Source organism: Variovorax sp. RKNM96 (genome assembly GCF_017161115.1).
Classification (GTDB): Bacteria; Pseudomonadota; Gammaproteobacteria; order Burkholderiales; family Burkholderiaceae_C; genus Variovorax.
The window spans coordinates 6380608-6398448 of the sequence record NZ_CP046508.1 but is presented as its reverse complement, the minus strand read 5'-3'; the positions used below and the strand labels follow the sequence as shown (position 1 = coordinate 6398448).

Sequence of the window (17841 nt, the reverse complement as noted above, 5' to 3'; positions counted from 1 at the left end):
GGAAGGAGCAAGACAAAAGAGACAAGGACCTGAACATGACTGCTGCGTTGACCGAGAGCTACGGAAAAGGCGCCACCGACGTCCCGCTGATCGAGCAGACGATCGGCGACTTCTTCGACGACATAGTTGAAAAGCAACCGGACCGCGAAGCCCTCATCAGCCGCCACGAAGGCAAGCGCTTCACCTACCGCGAGCTGCAGGCCGAATCCAACCGTCTCGCGAGCGCGCTGCTGAACCTGGGCCTCGTGCCCGGCGACCGCGTCGGCATCTGGTCGCACAACAACGCGCCCTGGGTGCTGATGCAGATCGCCACCGCCAAGGTCGGCCTGATCCTCGTGAACATCAATCCGGCCTACCGCACCTCCGAGCTCGAATACGCGCTCAACAAGGTCGGCTGCAAGGTGCTGGTGACGATGGCGCAGTTCAAGACCAGCGATTACCTCGGCATGCTGCGCGAGTTGGGGGCCAAGCGCCTGCCGCAGCTGCAACGTACCTTCTGGATCGACGGCAAGGCTGCTGCCGATGTCGAAGAGCCCGGCATGCAGCGCTTCAGCCAGCTGCTCGCAAGCGGCGACGCGTCCGACCCGCGCGTGGCGCAGATCCAGAAGACGCTGAAGGCCACCGACCCGATCAACATCCAGTTCACCAGCGGCACCACGGGCTTTCCGAAGGGCGCGACGCTCACGCACCGCAACATCCTGAACAACGGCTTCTTCATCGGCGAGTGCATGAAGCTCTCGCCCATCGACAAGCTCTGCATCCCGGTGCCGCTGTACCACTGCTTCGGCATGGTGCTCGGCAACCTCGCGTGCCTCACGCACGGCTCGGCCATCGTGTACCCGAACGACGGCTTCGATCCGCTCACCGTGCTGGAGACCGTGCAGGCCGAGAAGTGCACCGGCCTGCATGGCGTGCCCACGATGTTCATCGCCGAGCTGGACCATCCGCGCTTCAAGGAGTTCGACCTCTCCACGCTGCGCACCGGCATCATGGCCGGTTCGCCGTGCCCCATCGAGGTGATGAAGCGCGTGGTGAACGAGATGCACCTGCACGAAATCACCATCGCCTACGGCATGACCGAGACCAGCCCGGTGAGCTGCCAGAGCAGCACCGACACGCCGCTGGACAAGCGCGTGTCCACCGTCGGCACGGTGCAGCCGCATCTAGAGGTGAAGATCATCGATCCGGAGACTGGTGCGCTCATGCCCGTCGGCAAGTCGGGCGAGCTCTGCACGCGCGGCTACTCGGTGATGCACGGCTACTGGGAAGACGAGCCGAAGACCCGCGAAGCCATCGACGCCGAGCACTGGATGCACACCGGCGACCTCGCCACGATGGACGCCGAGGGCTACGTCAACATCGTCGGCCGCATCAAGGACCTGGTGATCCGCGGCGGCGAGAACATCTACCCGCGCGAGATCGAGGAGTTCCTGTACCGGCACCCCAAGGTGCAGGACGTACAGGTGGTGGGCCTGCCGGACAAGAAGTACGGCGAGGAGCTGTGCGCATGGATCATCGTCAAGCCCGGCCAGAGCGCGACCGACACCGAGATCCGCGACTTCTGCAAGGGCCAGATCGCGCACTACAAGGTGCCCAAGTACATCCAGTTCGTCACCGAGTTCCCGATGACGGTGACCGGCAAGATCCAGAAATTCAAGATCCGCGATGCCATGACCGAGCAGCTCGGTCTCACGCAAGAAAAGACAGCATGAGCAAACTCGAAACCAAACTGAATGCGCGTTCCGCCGACTTCCAGGCGAATGCCGCGGCCATGCGTGCGCTGGTCGACGACCTGCACGCGCAGTTCGCGAAAGTGGAGCAGGGCGGCGGCGAGGCCGCGCGTGCCAAGCACACCGCGCGCGGCAAGCTGCTGCCGCGCGACCGCGTGGCCGAGCTGCTCGACCCGGGCACGCCGTTCCTGGAGATCGCGCCGCTGGCCGCGCATGCGATGTACCTCGATGCCAAGGGGGCCGAGTCGGCACCCGGCGCCGGCATCATCACCGGCATCGGCCGCGTGAACGGTGTCGATTGCATGATCGTCTGCAACGACGCGACGGTGAAGGGCGGCACCTACTACCCGATGACGGTGAAGAAGCACCTGCGCGCGCAGGAAGTCGCCGAACAGAACCGCCTGCCCTGCATCTACCTGGTCGACTCGGGCGGCGCGAACCTGCCGAACCAGGATGAGGTGTTCCCCGACCGCGACCACTTCGGCCGCATCTTCTACAACCAGGCCAACATGAGCGCCCAGGGCATCCCGCAGATCGCGGTGGTCATGGGCTCGTGCACGGCGGGCGGCGCGTATGTGCCGGCGATGAGCGACGAATCGATCATCGTGAAGAACCAGGGCACGATCTTCCTGGGCGGCCCGCCGCTCGTGAAGGCGGCTACCGGCGAAGTCGTCACGGCCGAAGACCTCGGTGGCGGCGATGTGCACACGCGGCTCTCGGGCGTGGTCGATCACCTCGCGCAGAATGACCTGCATGCGCTGGCGCTCGCGCGTTCGGCGGTGGCGAATCTCAATGCAAAGGCAGCGGCTCAACAGCCAGCCGCACACCCGGCAGTGAATGCACCCGCGTTCCCGCGCGAAGAGCTCTACGGCGTGATCCCCACCGACACCCGCAAGCCCTTCGACGTGCGCGAGATCATCGCGCGGATCGTCGACGGCAGCGAGTTCCACGAATTCAAGGCGCGCTTCGGCGCGACGCTGGTCTGCGGCTTCGCGGAGATCGAGGGCATGCCCGTCGGCATCATCGCCAACAACGGCATCCTGTTCAGCGAGTCGGCGCAGAAGGGCGCGCATTTCATCGAGCTGTGCTGCCACCGCAAGATCCCGCTGGTGTTTTTGCAGAACATCACCGGCTTCATGGTCGGCCGCAAGTACGAGAACGAAGGCATCGCGCGCCACGGCGCAAAGATGGTGACGGCCGTGGCCACCGCCAACGTGCCCAAGTTCACCATCATCATCGGCGGCAGCTTTGGCGCCGGCAACTACGGCATGTGCGGCCGCGCGTACAGCCCGCGCTTCCTCTGGATGTGGCCCAACGCGCGCATCAGCGTGATGGGTGGCGAGCAGGCCGCGAGCGTGCTGGCCACGGTCAAGCGCGACGGCATCGAGCTCAAGGGCGGCAGCTGGAGCAAGGACGAGGAAGAGGCCTTCAAGGCGCCGATCCGCCAGCAGTACGAAGACCAAGGCCATCCCTACTACGCGACGGCGCGCCTGTGGGACGACGGAATCATCGATCCAGCCGATACGCGCCGCGTGCTTGCGCTGGGCCTGGCCGCATCGCGCAATGCGCCGATCCCCGAGCCGAAGTTCGGCATCTTCCGCATGTGAGGAGGGGCACCGCATGAGCAGCACCTTCACCAAACTGAATCTCTCCATCGAAGGCGCCATCGCCCGCATCTGGCTCGACCAGCCCGACGCCCGCAACGCCTTCGACGACGTCGTGATCGCCGAGCTGACACAGGCCTTCGCCGAAGCCGGCGCCGCGCCGCAGGTGAAAGCCATCGTGCTCGGCGCGAGGGGCCCCGCCTTCTGCGCGGGCGCGAACCTCAACTGGATGCGCCGCATGGCCGACTACACGCGCGACGAGAACATCGCCGACGCGGGCAAGCTGGCAGCCATGCTGCGCACCATCGCCGAGTGCCCCAAGCCCACCATCGCGCGCGTGCAGGGCGATGTGTATGCGGGCGGCATGGGGCTGGTCGCGGCCTGCGACATGGCCGTGAGCGTGGACACCGCCTGGTATTGCCTGAGCGAAGTCAAGATCGGCCTCGTGCCCGCGACCATCAGCCCCTACGTGCTGCGCGCGATGGGCACGCGCGCCTCGCAGCGCTACTTCCTCACGGCCGAGCGCTTCACCGCCGCCGAGGCGCACCGCATCGGCTTCGTGCACGAAGTGGTGGCCGCCGATGCGCTCGATGCCAAGGTCGACGAGCTCCTGAAGGCGCTGACCGGTGCAAGCCCGGCGGCCGTGCGCGCGTGCAAGCAACTGATTGCCGACGTGGACGGCCGCGAGATCGACGACGCGCTGATCGCGAAGACCGTCGAAGGCATCGCGGACATCCGCGCGAGCGACGAAGGCCGCGAGGGCGTGCAGGCCTTCCTGCAGAAACGCAAGCCCTCGTGGCTCGAGGCGAAGGCCTGACGCGCATGCCGCACCAAGCCCTCATCGAACGCATGGACGCCTGGCTGGCCGCGAACCGTGCGGACTACCACGCGGTGCTCCAGCCCGGCGTGAGCGATGCAGCGCTCGATGCCTTCGAAGCGAAGTTCTCGCTGAAGCTGCCCGAGGCCTTTCGCGCGCTCTACCGCTGGCGCAACGGCCAGTCGAACGACAGCTTCGACAGCCTGCAGGACAACCGCATGTTCAGCGCGCTCGAGGACATCGCCGATACGAAGGAGATGCTGGACGACATGATCGGCACCGACTTCGAAGACCCCGCCACCTGGCGGCGCGGCTGGGTGCCGTTCCTGTCGAACGGCGGCGGCAGCTACCTGTGCGTGGACATCGACGCCGAAGGCGGCGGACAGCCCGGGCAGCTCGTCGCCTTCTGGAAGGCGGACGAAGACCGTCCGGTCGAGCACGCCAGCGTCCAGGCCTGGCTCGCCGACCTCGTGGCTTCCATGGAAGCCGGCACGATCGAATTCGACTGAGAAGGCCGCACCATGACCACCAGCCTCGACATGCCCCAGCTGCTCGCCCTGGCCGCCGCCATCGGCTGGGCCAGCGGCGTGCGCCTGTACCTCGTGGTGCTGCTGACGGGCATCGTCGGCTACTTCGGCTGGGTGCCGTTGCCGAGCGGACTGCAGTTGCTGGCGCATCCGGTGGTGATCGCAGCCAGCGGCTTCATGGTGTTCATCGAGTTCTTCGCCGACAAGATCCCGGGGCTCGATTCGCTCTGGGACGTGGTGCACACCGCGATCCGCATCCCCGCGGGAGCCGCGCTCGCGGCCAGCGTGTTCGGCGCGGACCATGGCGTGATGGCCATCGTCGCCGCGCTGCTCGGCGGCAGCTTCGCGGCCACGGCGCATGCGGCCAAGGCCACGACGCGCGCGGCCATCAACACCTCGCCCGAGCCGTTCTCGAACGTGGGCGCTTCGCTGGTCGAGGACACGATGGTGCCGGCCGGGTTGTGGCTCGCTGTCGCGCACCCGATCGTTTTTCTCGTGCTGTTCGTCGTCGTGCTGGTGCTCAGCGTGTGGCTCATCCGCAAGAGCTGGCGCTTTCTGCGCGCGCTGTTCAGCCGCGTGGCCCGCATCTTCAGCGGCCGACCCGATCCGGGCGTCGTGCCTGCGTTTCAACTGAAAAAGAATCCTCCGGGAGACACTCCGAATGTTTAAGAAGATCCTCATCGCCAACCGTGGCGAGATCGCCTGCCGTGTTGCAGCAACCGCACGCCGCATGGCTATCCGCACGGTCGCCGTGTATTCCGATGCCGACGCGCATGCCAACCACGTGCGCGCCTGCGACGAGTCGGTGCACATCGGGGGCAGCGCACCCAAGGAAAGCTACCTGCGTTGGGAGCGAATCCTCGAAGCCGCCAAGGCCACGGGCGCCGAAGCGGTGCACCCCGGGTACGGTTTCCTGAGCGAGAACGAAGAGTTCGCGCAGGCCTGCGCCGACGCGGGGCTGGTCTTCATCGGCCCGCCGCCCTCGGCGATCAAGGCGATGGGCCTGAAGGCCGAGTCGAAGCAGCTGATGGAAAAGGCCGGCGTGCCGCTGGTGCCCGGCTACCACGGCCACGACCAGGACCCGGCGCTGCTGCAGCGCGAAGCCGACCGCATCGGCTACCCGGTGCTCATCAAGGCGAGCGCGGGCGGCGGCGGCAAGGGCATGCGTGCGGTCGACAAGGCCGCGGACTTCGAGGCGGCGCTCGCCTCGTGCAAGCGCGAAGCCATCAACAGCTTCGGCGACGACGCGGTGCTGATCGAGAAGTACGTGCAGCGCCCGCGCCACATCGAGATCCAGGTGTTCGGCGATACGCAGGGCAACTATGTCTATCTGTTCGAGCGTGACTGCTCGGTGCAGCGCCGCCATCAGAAGGTGCTGGAAGAAGCGCCGGCGCCCGGCATGACCGAGGCGATGCGGAAGGAAATGGGCGATGCGGCCGTGGCTGCCGCGCGCGCCGTGAACTACGTGGGCGCGGGCACCGTGGAGTTCATCGTCGAGCAGCGCGAAGGCGGCGAGATGAATTTCTTCTTCATGGAGATGAACACCCGCCTGCAGGTGGAGCACCCGGTGACCGAGGCCATCACCGGCCTCGACCTGGTCGAATGGCAATTGCGTGTGGCTTCCGGCGAGGCGCTGCCCGCCAAGCAGGCGGACCTCCAGATCCACGGCCACGCCATCGAGGCGCGCATCTGCGCCGAGAACCCCGACAACAACTTCCTGCCCGCCACCGGCACGCTGCGCGTGTACCGCAAGCCGCAGGCCACGGCCTTTCAGCGCAGCCGCGTGCGCATCGACGACGGCGTGCGCGAGGGCGGCGAGATCTCGCCGTTCTACGACTCCATGATCGCCAAGCTGATCGTGCACGGCAGCACGCGCGCCGAGGCGCTGGCCCGGCTCGATGCAGCGCTCGCGCAGGTGCAGATCGTGGGCGTGGCGACGAACGTTCAGTTCCTGCGCGGCATCCTCGCGACCGAATCGTTCTCGAAGGCGAACCTCGACACCGCTCTGATCGAGCGCGAACGCGCCGTGCTGTTCGACCGCGAGGCGCTGGGACTGCCGCTGGCGGCCGCCGCCGCGATCACGCGCACGCTGATCACCGAGTGGCCCGCGAAGATGCCCGATCCCTTCGCTCGCCGCGACGGCTGGCGCGCGCTGGGCGAATACCGGCGCCACTTCGACTTCGAGTTCCGCGGCGCCGAGCAGACGGCCGTGCTGACCTACAAGCGCGACGGCGGCCTCTGGCTCGAAGCCGGCGGCACGGCCGGGCCGCTGGTCATCGGCCAGTTCCCCGCGGGCGAGTTCGAGGTCGAGTTCGGCGGCTCGCGCCAGACGCTCGACGTGCACCTGGACGGCGCCACGGCCCATGTGTTCGCCGCCAAGGGCGCCACGAAGATCACCGCCGTCGACCGTCTCGCCCATGCGGGCGACACGCAGGCCGAAGGCGGCCGCCTCACCGCGCCGATGCCCGGCAAGGTCGTGTCCTTCGCCGTGAAGGCCGGCGACAAGGTCAGCCGCGGCCAGCCGCTGGCGGTGATGGAGGCCATGAAGATGGAGCACACCATCGCAGCGCCCGCCGACGGCACGGTGGAAGAACTGATGTTCTCGCCCGGCGAACAGGTGGCCGAAGGCGACGAATTGCTGCGGATGGCCGCCGCGGCCTGAAATTCTTTAACCCCGATGCGGGCGCTCGCCCGTATCAGCTGCGGTAGTCATCACTTCAAGGGGTTTTCATGACGCATCGCACGCACCCGTTCTTGCCTCCTGTCACCGGCCGCCGGTCGGGCATCTTCCTGCTGGTTCTGGCCGCCGCCCTGTCGCTGGGCGGCTGCGACAGGCACGACGCCAAGGGGGCAGCCCCTCCTCCGGCCGAGCCCATCTCGGCCCCCGGCGGGTCCATGCGGATGAAGCAGGTGGCGGAGGCCCGGGAGCAACAAGCGCCCGCAACCGCAGGAGCTCCCGCTTCCGATGTGGCCCAGGGCACACCGCTGCAGCGCTATCTCGCGGTGCGGCAGGACCTGAACGTCGAGGTGGCCCCCGACCAGCTCGCCGACGCCTGGGGCAAGGTGCGTGATCTCTGCGGCACGCTGCAGTGCGAGCTGCTGTCGTCCTCGCTGCTGCGCGAGACGCCGCAGCAGCCCGGCAACGCCATGCTGGAGATGCGCGTGGCCCCGGCCGACGTCGACAAGCTGCTCAGCGGTCTTGCGGGCGTGGCCCATGTGGTGTCGCAGAACACCACGAGCGAGGACAAGACCGCCGAGGTGATCGACGTCGAGGCGCGCATCAAGAACCGCGTCGAGTTCCGCGACAGCCTGCGGCTGATGCTGCGCGACAAGACGACCAAGCGCGACATGTCCGACCTGCTGGAAATACAGCGCACGCTGGCCGACACGCAGGCCGAGCTCGACAGCAGCGCCACGCAGCGCAAGGTGCTCGAGCAGCAGACCACCAAGCAGCACATCCAGATCCAGTTCACGCCGACGCGCACGCTGTCGCAAGGCGGCTGCAGCTACAACCCGATGATGCGTGCGCTGCGCGAGGCCGGCTCGGTGCTGGCGGAAAGCGTGGGCGTGCTCATCACCTTCCTGGCGGCGGTGTTGCCGTGGCTGTTGCTGGTGGGGCTGCCGCTCGTGTGGCTGGTGCGGCTGGTGTGGCGTCGCCGCCGCGCGAAGGCGGCGTGAGCGAATGGGCGGTGGGCGATCAGCCCACCACCACTTCGCTGATCTGCATGACAGGCGCGATGTCGGTGTAGTTCTTGACGTCGCCCAGGATTTCCTTGGCATGCGGGCCGAACGCGGCCTGGAAGGACTCGACCGATTCGCAGAACACGTGGCACATGCCGACGTAGCTGGGGGGCGATCCGGGGGCGCCGCCCGCCAGGCCCTTGTCGACGGTGTACGAGAGGCAGGCGTCTCCCATGCGGGCCTTCAAGAGCGGCATGTGCTTGTCGCGGTAGTAGGCGTGGTCGAAGCGGGCGTCGGCCGTATAGGGGTACATCACGCTGACTTTGATCATGGGGTCTCCTGGTGGGATGAGGTGAGGTGCGAGTGGTGTTCGAGCATAGCCATCCGGCTGCGCCCCGTCAGCGCCCTCACTAAGATTCGTCCCCATGCGAATCACCGTCTACCTCACCGACAACCGCCCAGACCCCTGGATCGAAGGCCTTCAGGCCGAACTCCCCGATGCCGTCATCGAAGCCTGGAAGCCCGGCGCGCCGCAGGCCGACCATGCCGTGGTGTGGGCGCCGCCACAGGAATTCATCGACCAGCAGCCGCAGCTGCGCGGCATCTTCAACATCGGCGCGGGCGTCGATGCGCTGCTCAAGCTCAAGGTGCCGGCGCACACGCGCATCGTGCGGCTCGACGATGCGGGCATGTCGGTGCAGATGGCCGAATACGTGTGCCACACGCTCATCCGCCATTTCCGCGAGTTCGACGTGTACGAGGCGGATGCGCGCGAAGGCAAGTGGAGCTACCGCAAGCCGAAGCTGCGGCGCGACTTTCCGGTCGGGATCATGGGGCTCGGCGTGCTGGGCGAGCGCGTGGCCAAGGCGGTCGCGCAGTTCGAGTTCCCGGTGCTGGGCTGGAGCCGCACGCCGAAGGCCATCGATGGCGTGCAGGTGTTCAGCGGCGAGGCGCAGTTCGAGGAATTCCTTTCGTCCACGCGCGTGCTGGTCAACCTGCTGCCGCTGACCGAGGCCACGCGCGGCATCCTGAACCGCAAGACGCTGGGCAAGTTGAAGCCCGAGGGCTACCTCATCAGCATCGCGCGCGGCGGGCATCTGGTCGAAGACGACCTCATTCCGATGCTCGATGCCGGTGAACTCGCGGGCGCGACGCTCGACGTGTTCCAGGTCGAGCCGCTGCCGGCCGATCACGCCTTCTGGCGCCACCCCAAGATCACGGTGACGCCGCACGGCTCGGCGCGCACGCTGCGCGAGGAGTCCATCACCCAGATCGCCGGAAAGATCCGCGCGATGGAAGAGGGCCTGCCGATCAACGGCATCGTCGATCCCGTCCGGGGCTACTGACGCCGTGCGCCGCCGACGATTTCGCTGAAAGGAGGCGAATGAAGGGGAAACCCTGACGCTTTTGTTTTTCACATACGCGAAAATTTATTCATGGTTGTGAAAACAGCGTTTCGCGTGATCGAGATCGTCGAGCTCTTCGCCCGGGAGAAGCAGCCGCTGGCGCTGTCCGAGATGGCGCGGCTGCTCGACATGCCCGTGTCCAGCTGCCTCGGCCTCATCCGCACGCTCGAAGAGCAGGGCTACATGTACGAGACCGGCCGCCGCCAGGGTTACTACCCGACGGGCCGGCTGCTCGCGATGGCGCAGGTCATCGCCGCGCACGACCCGGTGCTCGACCGGGTGAAGGCCACGCTGGAGGAACTGCGCGACGCCGCCCGCGAGACCGTGGTGTTCGGCAAGTTCCGCGATGCGACCCAGGTGGTCTATCTCGACGTGCTGAGCGCGCCACAGCGCATTCGCTACACGGCCGAGTCCGGCGAGACGCGCCCGGCCTACGCCAATTCGCTGGGCCGCGCGCTGCTCTCCACGCTCGCACCCGATGCGCGCCACACGCTCCTGGACGGCATGGCGCTCCTGCCGCTGACCGAGGCCACCCTCACCACCACCGACGCCATCGAGGCCGAGCTCCAGCGCTCGGCCACGCGCGGCTGGTACGGCAACCTCGGCGAAAGCATTCCCGACCTGATCGGCCTGGCCTGGCCGCTGCGCATCGGCGGCGAGGCCTATGCGATCTCGGTGGCTGGCCCGCGCTACCGCATGGAGCCGCGCATCGAAGAGATCGCCGCGATGCTGCGCTCGGCGTGCCTTGCGATCGAACCCAAGACAGAGAACCCCCGATGACAACGACCACCGCCCCTCGCTACTTCATCCGCGAAGCCGACATCGCCGGCTACCACCCCGCCAACCACACCGGCACGCTGAACAAGCGCCTGATCGGCCCCGAGACCGTGGGCGCGAAGCAGCTCGAGGTGCTGGTGGGCCACATCCAGAAGGGCAAGGGCGCGCTGCCGCATGCGCACCCGGGCATCGAGCAGGTCTGCTACATGCTCGAAGGCCGCGCGGTCGCCGAGGTGGGCGGCCAGCGGCAGGAGCTGCACCCCGGCGACAGCTGCTTTTTTCCGGCCGACGCGATGCACACCTTCACGGTGGTGAGCGACGAGCCGGTGCGCGTGCTGGTGATCTACAGCCCGCCGTACGAGGAACTGCCGGAGCGCGTGATCCGGCCCTGAACGACAACCACCCGGAGACAAAACCATGCAGACGAAGAACGCGACAGAAACAGTCGCGGTGGCAAGCCGCCGCCGTTTCATTTCCATCGGTGCCGCCACGGGGCTCGCGAGCGCAGCGCCCTGGGCCTTCGCGCAGGAGGGCGGCTACCCGAAGCAGCCGATCCGGCTGGTCGTGCCCTTCGCGGCCGGCAGCGGCACCGATGCGGTGGCGCGCATCACGGGCCAGATGCTGGGCGAGGCGCTCAAGGGCTCGGTCATCGTCGACAACAAGGCGGGCGCCAACGGCGTGATCGGCGCGGAGGCGGTGGCCAAGGCGCCGCCCGACGGCTACACGCTCTTCATGACCACCAACACCACGCACTCGGCCAATCCGAGCCTGATGAAGCACCTGCCCTACGACCCCGTGAAGGACTTCGCGCCGGTCAGCCGCATGGGCAACCTGCCGTTCATGCTGGTGGTGAACAACGACCTGCCGGTCAAGAACGTGGCCGAGCTGCTGGCCTGGGGCCGCGCGCATCCCGGCAAGCTGACCTATGCCAGCGGCAACAGCACCGGCATCGTGAGCGGCGCCACGCTCTCCCGCATGAGCGGCGTGCCGATGCTGCACGTGCCCTACAAGAGCACGCCGCCGGCCATCGCCGACCTGATCGGCGGGCAGGTCTCGATGATGGTGGTCGACCTCGCCGCGGGGCTTGCCACGGTGAAGGCAGGGAAGATGCGCGCGATCGCGGTCACCACGCAGGAGCGCACCAAGCTCTTTCCCGAGCTGCCGCCGCTGGCCGACACGCCCGAGCTCAAGGGCTTCGACATCACCTCGTGGAACGGCGTGTTCGCGCCGGCCGGCACGCCGCGCGACATCGTGCTCAAGCTCAACAAGGCGCTGTCGGAGATGGCGAACGGCGCGGTGTTCCGCGAGCGGGTGAGCAAGCTGGGCTTCGATGCATTCGGCAGCACGCCGGAAGAACTGGGTGCGTTCACTGTGTCCGAGCTGGCCAAGTGGAAGAAGCTGATCCAGGCGGCGGGCATTCAACCCGAATGAACCCGCGTTCGAGTTTGTATTTCTCCCTCCCCTTCCGGGGGAGGGCCGGGGTGGGGGCAAGCGGCGCATCCATCGGGCGCTCTGCCCGCCCCCATCCCAACCTTCCCCCGGAGGGGGACGGAGCCAACACCAAGACATGAACACCACCGGACCCCTCGAAGGCATCCGCATCCTCGACCTCACGGCCGTGGTGATGGGCCCCTACGCCACGCAGACGCTCGGCGATCTCGGCGCCGACGTCATCAAGGTCGAGCCGCCTTCGGGCGACAACCTGCGCGCGGTCGGCCCGATGCGCCACGCCGGCATGGGTGCGATGGCGATGCACCTGAACCGCAACAAGCGTTCGATCGTGCTCGACCTGAAGCAGCCCGAAGGCCGCGAGGCGTGCCTGCGGCTCGCGGCGGGTTGCGATGCGCTCATCTACAACACGCGCCCGCAGGCGATGGCGCGGCTCGGGCTCGGCTACGAAGCGGTGGCGGCGGTCAACCCGAAGATCGTCTACCTCGGCGCCTTCGGCTACGGCGAAGAAGGCCCGTATGCCGGCAAGCCCGCGTACGACGATCTGATCCAGGGCGCGGCCGGCGTCGCCTCGCTCTTCGCGCAGCAGAGCGGCGATGCGCCGCGCTACGCGCCCGTCACGCTCGCCGACCGTGCCGTGGGGCTGCAGGCCGCCATCGCGCTGCTCGCCGCGGTGCTGAGCGCGCAGCGCACCGGCAAGGGACAGGCGGTGGAAGTGCCGATGTTCGAGGCGCTCTCGCAATTCGTGATGGGCGACCACCTCGGCGGCCACAGCTTCGAGCCGCCGCTCGGCCCCACCGGCTATGCGCGGCTGCTCGCGCCGCACCGCAAGCCCTATGCGACGGCGGACGGTTATCTGAGCGTGCTGATCTACAACGACAAGCACTGGCAAGCCTTCTTCGACGTGATCGGCCGGCCCGAGCTGCGCGCCTCGCCGATGTTCGGCACGCACACCGCGCGCGCCGCGAACATCGGCGCGGTCTACGCGTTCGTGGCCGAGGTGATGGCCACGCGCGGCAGCGACGAATGGATGGCGGTGCTCGAAGCGGCCGACATCCCGGTCGCGCGCCTGCACACGACCGAGAGCCTGCTCGACGACCCGCACCTGCGCGCGGTCGATTTCTTTCCCGAGTTCGATCACCCGAGCGAAGGCCGCATCCGCACGCTCGCGCCGGTCGGGCGCTACAGCGCCACGCCCGCCGCCATCCGCCGCCCCGCGCCGCGCATCGGCGAGCAGAGCGTGGAGTTGCTGCGCGAGGCGGGCTACGCGGACGAAGACATCGACCGCATGCTCGCGCGCGGCGTCACCCTGCAACCGGAACCTGCGAAAGACAGCGAATGAATTTCTCCCTGAACGAAGACCAGCGCTCGCTCGTTGCGGCGATCGAGCGCCTCTGCGAAGACTTCCCCATCGACTACTGGCGCGACCATGACGAGCGCGCCGTGTTCCCCCACGAATTCCATCGCGCTGTCGCCCAGAGCGGCTGGCTCGGCATCGCGATGCCCGAGGCACAAGGCGGCGCGGGGCTGGGCATCACCGAGGCGGCGCTGATGATGCGCTCCATCAGCGCATCGGGCGCGGGCATGTCGGGCGCGTCGTCGGTGCACATGAACATCTTCGGCCTCAACCCGGTGGTGGTGTTCGGCACCGAGGCGCAGCGCCAGCGCTTCCTGCCGCCGCTGATCGCCGGCACCGAGAAGGCCTGCTTCGCGGTGACCGAGCCCGACGCGGGGCTCGACACCACCAGCCTCAAGACGCAGGCGGTGCGCCAGCCGAACGGCAGCTACCTGCTGCACGGCCGCAAGATATGGATATCGACCGCGCAGGTGGCCGACCGCATGCTGATCCTCACGCGCACCACGCCCATCGACCAGGTGAAGAAGCCCACGCAGGGCCTCACGCTGTTCTACACGGCACTGGACCGCAGCAAGGTCGAGGTGCGCGAGATCCACAAGCTCGGGCGCGCGGCGGTCGACTCGAACATGCTCTTCATCGACGGCCTCGAAGTGCCGGAAGAAGACCGCATCGGCGAGGAAGGCCGTGGCTTCGAATACATCCTGCACGGCCTGAACCCCGAGCGCATCTTGATCGCGGCAGAAGCCATCGGCATCGGCCGCGCCGCCTTGCGCATCGCCTCGCAGTACGCGCAGGAGCGCGTCGTGTTCGGCCGGCCCATCGGCCAGAACCAGGGCGTGGCGCATCCGCTCGCGCGGGCCTGGGCGAACCTGGAGGCGGCCGATCTCATGATGCTCAAGGCCGCCGCGCTGTACGACGCGAACGAGCCCTGCGGCATCGAGGCCAACGCCGCCAAGTACCTCGCGGCCGAGGCGGCGCACGATGCGTGCCAGAACGCCGTCCTCACGCTCGGCGGCATGGGCTATGCGAAGGAATACCATGTCGAGCGGCTGCTGCGTGAGAGCTACATTCCGCGTATTGCGCCGGTGAGCCCGCAGATGATCCTGAACTTCATCGCCGAGAAGGCGCTGGGGTTGCCGAAGTCGTACTGATCATCCGTCGGTTTTCGCACGCCAGGCTGCGGCTGGCGCCATTTGCAACCCTGCTGGCGCGCATTGCTACCTTCCGGAACTTGTGTACCAGGCAGGGTGTTCCCAGGTGTCCGACAATCGAAGGCGGCTTTCCATCCTCCCGCGACACCAGAGACATCCCATGAAACTCCCCACCCGCGTCAAGCTCGTCGACGTCGGCCCGCGCGACGGCCTGCAGAACGAAAAGCAGCCCGTCTCGGCCGAGATCAAGATCGGCCTCGTGCACCGCCTGCAGGATGCGGGCCTCAAGGAGATCGAGGTCACCAGCTTCGTCTCGCCCAAGTGGGTGCCGCAGATGGCCGACAACGCCGAAGTGATGCATGGCATCGTGCGCAAGCCCGGCGTGCTCTATTCGGTGCTCACGCCCAACATGAAGGGCTTCGAGGCGGCCATCGCCGCGCCGCGCGAGGAGTGGCCCGACGAGATCGTGGTGTTCGGCGCCGCGAGCGAGGCCTTCAGCCAGAAGAACATCAACTGCTCGATCGCCGAGAGCATCGAGCGCTTCGCACCCGTGGTGGCGGCGGCGCTCGAGAAGGGCATTCGTGTGCGTGGCGCGATGTCGTGCACGGTCGGTTGCCCCTATGAAGGCGAGATCGCCCCCGCCAAGGTCGGCTATCTCGCGCAACTGATGAAGGGCATCGGCGTGCAGCGCGTGGACGTGGCCGACACCATCGGCGTGGGCACGCCGCGCAAGGTGCAAGCGGCGATGGAGGCCACGCTGGCGCACTTCGATGTCGACGCCATTTCCGGCCACTTCCACGACACCTACGGGCAGGCGCTGGTCAACACGCTGGCGGCGCTCGAGCAGGGCGTGTGGAACTTCCAGTCGTCCTCGGCGGGCCTCGGGGGCTGTCCCTACGCCAAGGGCGCGACGGGCAATGTCGCGACCGAGGACGTGGTCTACATGCTGCACGGCATGGGCATCGAAACCGGCATCGACCTGGACAAGCTGATCGACGCGGGCGTCTACATCAGCGAGGCGCTGGGGCGCGAGCCGAACTCGCGCGCATCGAAGGCCATCCGCACCAAGCGGGCCGGCTGAGGCGACAACACACACAAGCACAGGAGTTTTTCGTGGACCTGCATGTCTGGCTTGCATTTCTGGTGGCCAGTTGCGTCATCGCGGTTTCGCCCGGTTCGGGCGCGGTGCTCAGCATGAGCCATGGCCTGAGCTATGGCGTGCGGCGCACCACGGCAACCATCGTCGGCCTGCAACTGGGACTGGCCGTGATCCTGCTGGTGGCGGGGCTCGGCGTGGGCGCGGTGCTCACCGCCTCGGCCACCGCGTTCACGGTGATCAAGGTGGTCGGCGCGTGCTATCTGCTGTGGCTGGGATGGCGCCAGTGGCGCGCGCCGGTCGCGAAGGTCGTCGGCGACGCCGCGCAATCGGCCGGCGAGCCCGACCTCACGGCACGGCAGCGCGTGCTGCGCGGCTTTCTCACCAACGTGACCAACCCCAAGGGCATCGTCTTCATGGCCGCCGTGCTGCCGCAGTTCATCCAGCCGACGCGGCCGCTGTGGCTGCAATTGCTGGTGCTGCTGGCCACGACGGTGATGGTCGACGTGACCGTGATGCACGGCTACGCCTGGCTGGCCGCGCGGCTGCAAGGCGTGTTGCGCAGCGTGCGTGCACGGCGCGCGCAGAACCGCGTCTTCGGCGGCGTGCTGATGGCGATGGGCGCGTTCCTCTTCATGTTCAAGCGCAACGCCTGAGCGGCCGCGGCCTCCTGATAGATTCGAATCCATGTGCGGCTCTGAACTCCACTCCCTCCCCGAAGGTGTCCAGCGCGTCTCCCGCGTGCTGCAGGACGCGGGCCACCCCCATTCCCCGCGCATGCTCGACGATGCCTGCCGCACCGCGCAGCAGGCGGCCGATGCACTCGGCATCTCGGTCGGGCAGATCGCCAAGAGCATCATCTTCCGTCGCAAGAGCGACGACGTGGCGGTGCTGGTCATCACCTCGGGCGACAAGCGCGTGGACGAGAAGAAGGTCGATGCACTCATCGGCAAGACCGGTCGCGCCGATGCCGAGTTCGTGAAGGCGCGCACCGGCTTCACCATCGGCGGCGTCTCGCCCGTGGGGCATGCGACCAAGCCGGTGGTGCTGATCGACCGCGAGCTCTTCCGCTTCGAGGAGATCTGGGCCGCGGCGGGCCATCCGCATGCGGTGTTCCAGCTCAGGCCGCAGGACCTCGAAACACTCACCGGCGCGCCGGTGGCGGACGTGGTTTGAACTTCGCGGAAGCCGAGACGCTGGCCGCCCGTGCGGTGGCCGTGCGCGATCTGCCCGAAGACGTTCCCTCGCCCTGCACCTCGGTCTGCCGCATGGACCGCCTGAGCGGCTTCTGCGAAGGCTGCCTGCGCACCATCCCCGAGATCGCGGGCTGGAGCAAGATGGAAGACGACGCGCGGCGCGGCGTGTGGCGCGCGATAGAGTTGCGGGCCCGGGCCGGCATCTGGCGCGTCCCGGAACCCTCCGGAGACCACGACGCATGAAGCACATCGACTTCTATCTCGACTTCATCTCGCCCTACGCGCACCTCGCGTTCGAGCACCTGCCCGAGGCGCTCGAAGGGCTGAGCTACAGCGTGGCCTACAAGCCGGTGCTGCTCGGCGCGCTGCTGAAGGAACACGGCCAGCTCGGGCCGGCCGAGATTCCGTCCAAGCGCAGCTGGACCTACCGCCATGTGCTGTGGCTCGGGCATGCGAATGGCATCCAGATCGAGATGCCGGCCTCGCATCCCTACAACCCGCTGCCGCACCTGCGGCTGGCGGTGTCGACCAGCGACGACGGCAGCATCAGCCGCCTCGTGGCCGAGACCATCCTGCGCCACGTGTGGCGCGGCGGTGAAGAGGCCGGCGATGCCGCGCGGCTCGCCCAACTCACCGCGCAATTGCAACCGAAGCGCGAAGCAGGCAGCGACGAGAGCAAGGCACTCCTCAAGCGCAACACCGACGAAGCACTCGCGCTCGGCGTGTTCGGCACGCCTGCCTACGTGGTCGACGGGCGCCTCTTCTGGGGCTTCGACGGCCTCGCAATGCTGCGTTCGTACCTGTCGGGCGATGCGTGGTTCGACGGCCCGCAATGGGCCTCGGCAGACCAGCGACCCTCATTGCTGCGCAGCAGCAAGGCCTGAGGACAAACCCGAGCAGGGTTGCGATTTCTTACAGGCTGAAACGCGCCCCGCGGGTTTCACCTTAATCCGTAAGCATCGGTTCAGTTTCGCGCAAGCTAGCGGTCAGTCACGCCTCCAAGAATGCCGCACGGCCCCGGATACCGGGTGCCGCATGAACGCAAACACA

Annotated in this window: 19 protein-coding genes; 18 read left to right on the top strand and 1 reads right to left on the bottom strand. The window is 67.6% G+C overall.

Annotated elements, in window-relative coordinates; genetic code table 11:
• The first annotated feature begins 35 nt into the window (after window positions 1-35).
• From GNX71_RS29840 to GNX71_RS29810, 7 genes are all read left to right on the top strand, one after another.
• On the top strand, window positions 36-1712 hold the full coding sequence (locus GNX71_RS29840; protein ID WP_206175764.1) for an AMP-binding protein: 1677 nt from the start codon (window positions 36-38) through the stop codon (window positions 1710-1712).
• The gene (locus GNX71_RS29835; RefSeq protein WP_206175763.1) at window positions 1709-3337 is read left to right on the top strand and encodes a carboxyl transferase domain-containing protein; all 1629 of its coding nucleotides are present in this window, start codon (window positions 1709-1711) and stop codon (window positions 3335-3337) included. Before GNX71_RS29840 ends, GNX71_RS29835 begins: the two co-directional genes overlap by 4 nt.
• A gap of 13 nt (window positions 3338-3350) precedes the next feature.
• Window positions 3351-4151 carry an enoyl-CoA hydratase/isomerase family protein gene (locus tag GNX71_RS29830; protein ID WP_206175762.1) on the top strand — a complete coding sequence of 267 codons (801 nt, stop codon included), beginning with the start codon at window positions 3351-3353 and terminating at the stop codon, window positions 4149-4151.
• A gap of 5 nt (window positions 4152-4156) precedes the next feature.
• A complete protein-coding gene (locus GNX71_RS29825) occupies window positions 4157-4660 on the top strand; it encodes an SMI1/KNR4 family protein (RefSeq protein ID WP_206175761.1) in 504 nt (167 codons plus the stop codon).
• Between the two features lie 12 nt (window positions 4661-4672).
• Entirely contained in the window at window positions 4673-5347 is a 675-nt protein-coding gene (locus GNX71_RS29820) for a DUF4126 domain-containing protein (RefSeq protein WP_206175760.1), read from the top strand.
• On the top strand, window positions 5340-7340 hold the full coding sequence (locus GNX71_RS29815) for an acetyl/propionyl/methylcrotonyl-CoA carboxylase subunit alpha (RefSeq protein WP_206175759.1): 2001 nt from the start codon (window positions 5340-5342) through the stop codon (window positions 7338-7340). Before GNX71_RS29820 ends, GNX71_RS29815 begins: the two co-directional genes overlap by 8 nt.
• Window positions 7341-7408: 68 nt before the next feature.
• Window positions 7409-8356: a DUF4349 domain-containing protein gene (locus GNX71_RS29810; RefSeq protein ID WP_206175758.1), complete on the top strand. Its 948-nt coding sequence runs from the start codon at window positions 7409-7411 to the stop codon at window positions 8354-8356.
• 19 nt (window positions 8357-8375) lie between these two features.
• Here the strand turns inward: GNX71_RS29810 and GNX71_RS29805 are convergent, their stop codons facing one another.
• On the bottom strand, window positions 8376-8690 hold the full coding sequence (locus tag GNX71_RS29805) for an EthD family reductase (RefSeq protein WP_206175757.1): 315 nt from the start codon (window positions 8688-8690) through the stop codon (window positions 8376-8378).
• 94 nt (window positions 8691-8784) lie between these two features.
• Here GNX71_RS29805 and GNX71_RS29800 point away from each other — a divergent pair, with 94 nt between their 5' ends.
• From GNX71_RS29800 to GNX71_RS29750, 11 genes are all read left to right on the top strand, one after another.
• Window positions 8785-9705 carry a glyoxylate/hydroxypyruvate reductase A gene (locus GNX71_RS29800; RefSeq protein ID WP_206175756.1) on the top strand — a complete coding sequence of 307 codons (921 nt, stop codon included), beginning with the start codon at window positions 8785-8787 and terminating at the stop codon, window positions 9703-9705.
• A gap of 90 nt (window positions 9706-9795) precedes the next feature.
• On the top strand, window positions 9796-10545 hold the full coding sequence (locus GNX71_RS29795; protein ID WP_206175755.1) for an IclR family transcriptional regulator: 750 nt from the start codon (window positions 9796-9798) through the stop codon (window positions 10543-10545).
• Window positions 10542-10934, top strand: coding sequence for a cupin domain-containing protein (locus GNX71_RS29790; RefSeq protein WP_206175754.1), 393 nt, complete (start codon window positions 10542-10544; stop codon window positions 10932-10934). The genes GNX71_RS29795 and GNX71_RS29790 overlap by 4 nt, the downstream gene beginning before the upstream one ends.
• Window positions 10935-10959: 25 nt before the next feature.
• Window positions 10960-11973, top strand: a complete 1014-nt coding sequence (locus tag GNX71_RS29785) for a tripartite tricarboxylate transporter substrate binding protein (RefSeq protein ID WP_206175753.1) — start codon at window positions 10960-10962, stop codon at window positions 11971-11973.
• A gap of 136 nt (window positions 11974-12109) precedes the next feature.
• Window positions 12110-13333 carry a CoA transferase gene (locus tag GNX71_RS29780; RefSeq protein ID WP_206175752.1) on the top strand — a complete coding sequence of 408 codons (1224 nt, stop codon included), beginning with the start codon at window positions 12110-12112 and terminating at the stop codon, window positions 13331-13333.
• Window positions 13330-14499, top strand: a complete 1170-nt coding sequence (locus GNX71_RS29775; protein ID WP_206175751.1) for an acyl-CoA dehydrogenase family protein — start codon at window positions 13330-13332, stop codon at window positions 14497-14499. The genes GNX71_RS29780 and GNX71_RS29775 overlap by 4 nt, the downstream gene beginning before the upstream one ends.
• Before the next feature lie 160 nt (window positions 14500-14659).
• Window positions 14660-15580: a hydroxymethylglutaryl-CoA lyase gene (locus tag GNX71_RS29770; protein ID WP_206175750.1), complete on the top strand. Its 921-nt coding sequence runs from the start codon at window positions 14660-14662 to the stop codon at window positions 15578-15580.
• A 32-nt stretch (window positions 15581-15612) separates the two neighbouring features.
• The gene (rhtB, locus tag GNX71_RS29765; protein ID WP_206175749.1) at window positions 15613-16251 is read left to right on the top strand and encodes a homoserine/homoserine lactone efflux protein; all 639 of its coding nucleotides are present in this window, start codon (window positions 15613-15615) and stop codon (window positions 16249-16251) included.
• Window positions 16252-16282: 31 nt separating this feature from the next.
• Window positions 16283-16771: a YbaK/EbsC family protein gene (locus tag GNX71_RS29760; protein ID WP_176661619.1), complete on the top strand. Its 489-nt coding sequence runs from the start codon at window positions 16283-16285 to the stop codon at window positions 16769-16771.
• Window positions 16768-17034 (top strand): DUF1289 domain-containing protein, encoded by a 267-nt coding sequence (locus tag GNX71_RS29755; RefSeq protein WP_206175748.1) that lies wholly within the window; start codon window positions 16768-16770, stop codon window positions 17032-17034. Before GNX71_RS29760 ends, GNX71_RS29755 begins: the two co-directional genes overlap by 4 nt.
• Window positions 17031-17675: a 2-hydroxychromene-2-carboxylate isomerase gene (locus GNX71_RS29750; protein ID WP_206175747.1), complete on the top strand. Its 645-nt coding sequence runs from the start codon at window positions 17031-17033 to the stop codon at window positions 17673-17675. The genes GNX71_RS29755 and GNX71_RS29750 overlap by 4 nt, the downstream gene beginning before the upstream one ends.
• Window positions 17676-17841: the final 166 nt, after the last annotated feature.

Excerpts from the sequence above, each read along its gene's own strand:
- GNX71_RS29780 (WP_206175752.1), top strand. The coding sequence starts at position 12,110 with ATGAACACCACCGGACCCCTCGAAGGCATCCGCATCCTCGACCTCACG.
- GNX71_RS29770 (WP_206175750.1), top strand. The coding sequence starts at position 14,660 with ATGAAACTCCCCACCCGCGTCAAGCTCGTCGACGTCGGCCCGCGCGAC.
- GNX71_RS29825 (WP_206175761.1), top strand. The coding sequence starts at position 4,157 with ATGCCGCACCAAGCCCTCATCGAACGCATGGACGCCTGGCTGGCCGCG.
- GNX71_RS29815 (WP_206175759.1), top strand. The coding sequence starts at position 5,340 with ATGTTTAAGAAGATCCTCATCGCCAACCGTGGCGAGATCGCCTGCCGT.
- GNX71_RS29840 (WP_206175764.1), top strand. The coding sequence starts at position 36 with ATGACTGCTGCGTTGACCGAGAGCTACGGAAAAGGCGCCACCGACGTC.
- GNX71_RS29810 (WP_206175758.1), top strand. The coding sequence starts at position 7,409 with ATGACGCATCGCACGCACCCGTTCTTGCCTCCTGTCACCGGCCGCCGG.
- GNX71_RS29790 (WP_206175754.1), top strand. The coding sequence starts at position 10,542 with ATGACAACGACCACCGCCCCTCGCTACTTCATCCGCGAAGCCGACATC.
- GNX71_RS29775 (WP_206175751.1), top strand. The coding sequence starts at position 13,330 with ATGAATTTCTCCCTGAACGAAGACCAGCGCTCGCTCGTTGCGGCGATC.
- GNX71_RS29785 (WP_206175753.1), top strand. The coding sequence starts at position 10,960 with ATGCAGACGAAGAACGCGACAGAAACAGTCGCGGTGGCAAGCCGCCGC.
- GNX71_RS29830 (WP_206175762.1), top strand. The coding sequence starts at position 3,351 with ATGAGCAGCACCTTCACCAAACTGAATCTCTCCATCGAAGGCGCCATC.
- GNX71_RS29820 (WP_206175760.1), top strand. The coding sequence starts at position 4,673 with ATGACCACCAGCCTCGACATGCCCCAGCTGCTCGCCCTGGCCGCCGCC.
- GNX71_RS29805 (WP_206175757.1), bottom strand. The coding sequence starts at position 8,690 with ATGATCAAAGTCAGCGTGATGTACCCCTATACGGCCGACGCCCGCTTC.
- GNX71_RS29800 (WP_206175756.1), top strand. The coding sequence starts at position 8,785 with ATGCGAATCACCGTCTACCTCACCGACAACCGCCCAGACCCCTGGATC.
- GNX71_RS29795 (WP_206175755.1), top strand. The coding sequence starts at position 9,796 with ATGGTTGTGAAAACAGCGTTTCGCGTGATCGAGATCGTCGAGCTCTTC.
- GNX71_RS29750 (WP_206175747.1), top strand. The coding sequence starts at position 17,031 with ATGAAGCACATCGACTTCTATCTCGACTTCATCTCGCCCTACGCGCAC.
- GNX71_RS29835 (WP_206175763.1), top strand. The coding sequence starts at position 1,709 with ATGAGCAAACTCGAAACCAAACTGAATGCGCGTTCCGCCGACTTCCAG.
- GNX71_RS29760 (WP_176661619.1), top strand. The coding sequence starts at position 16,283 with ATGTGCGGCTCTGAACTCCACTCCCTCCCCGAAGGTGTCCAGCGCGTC.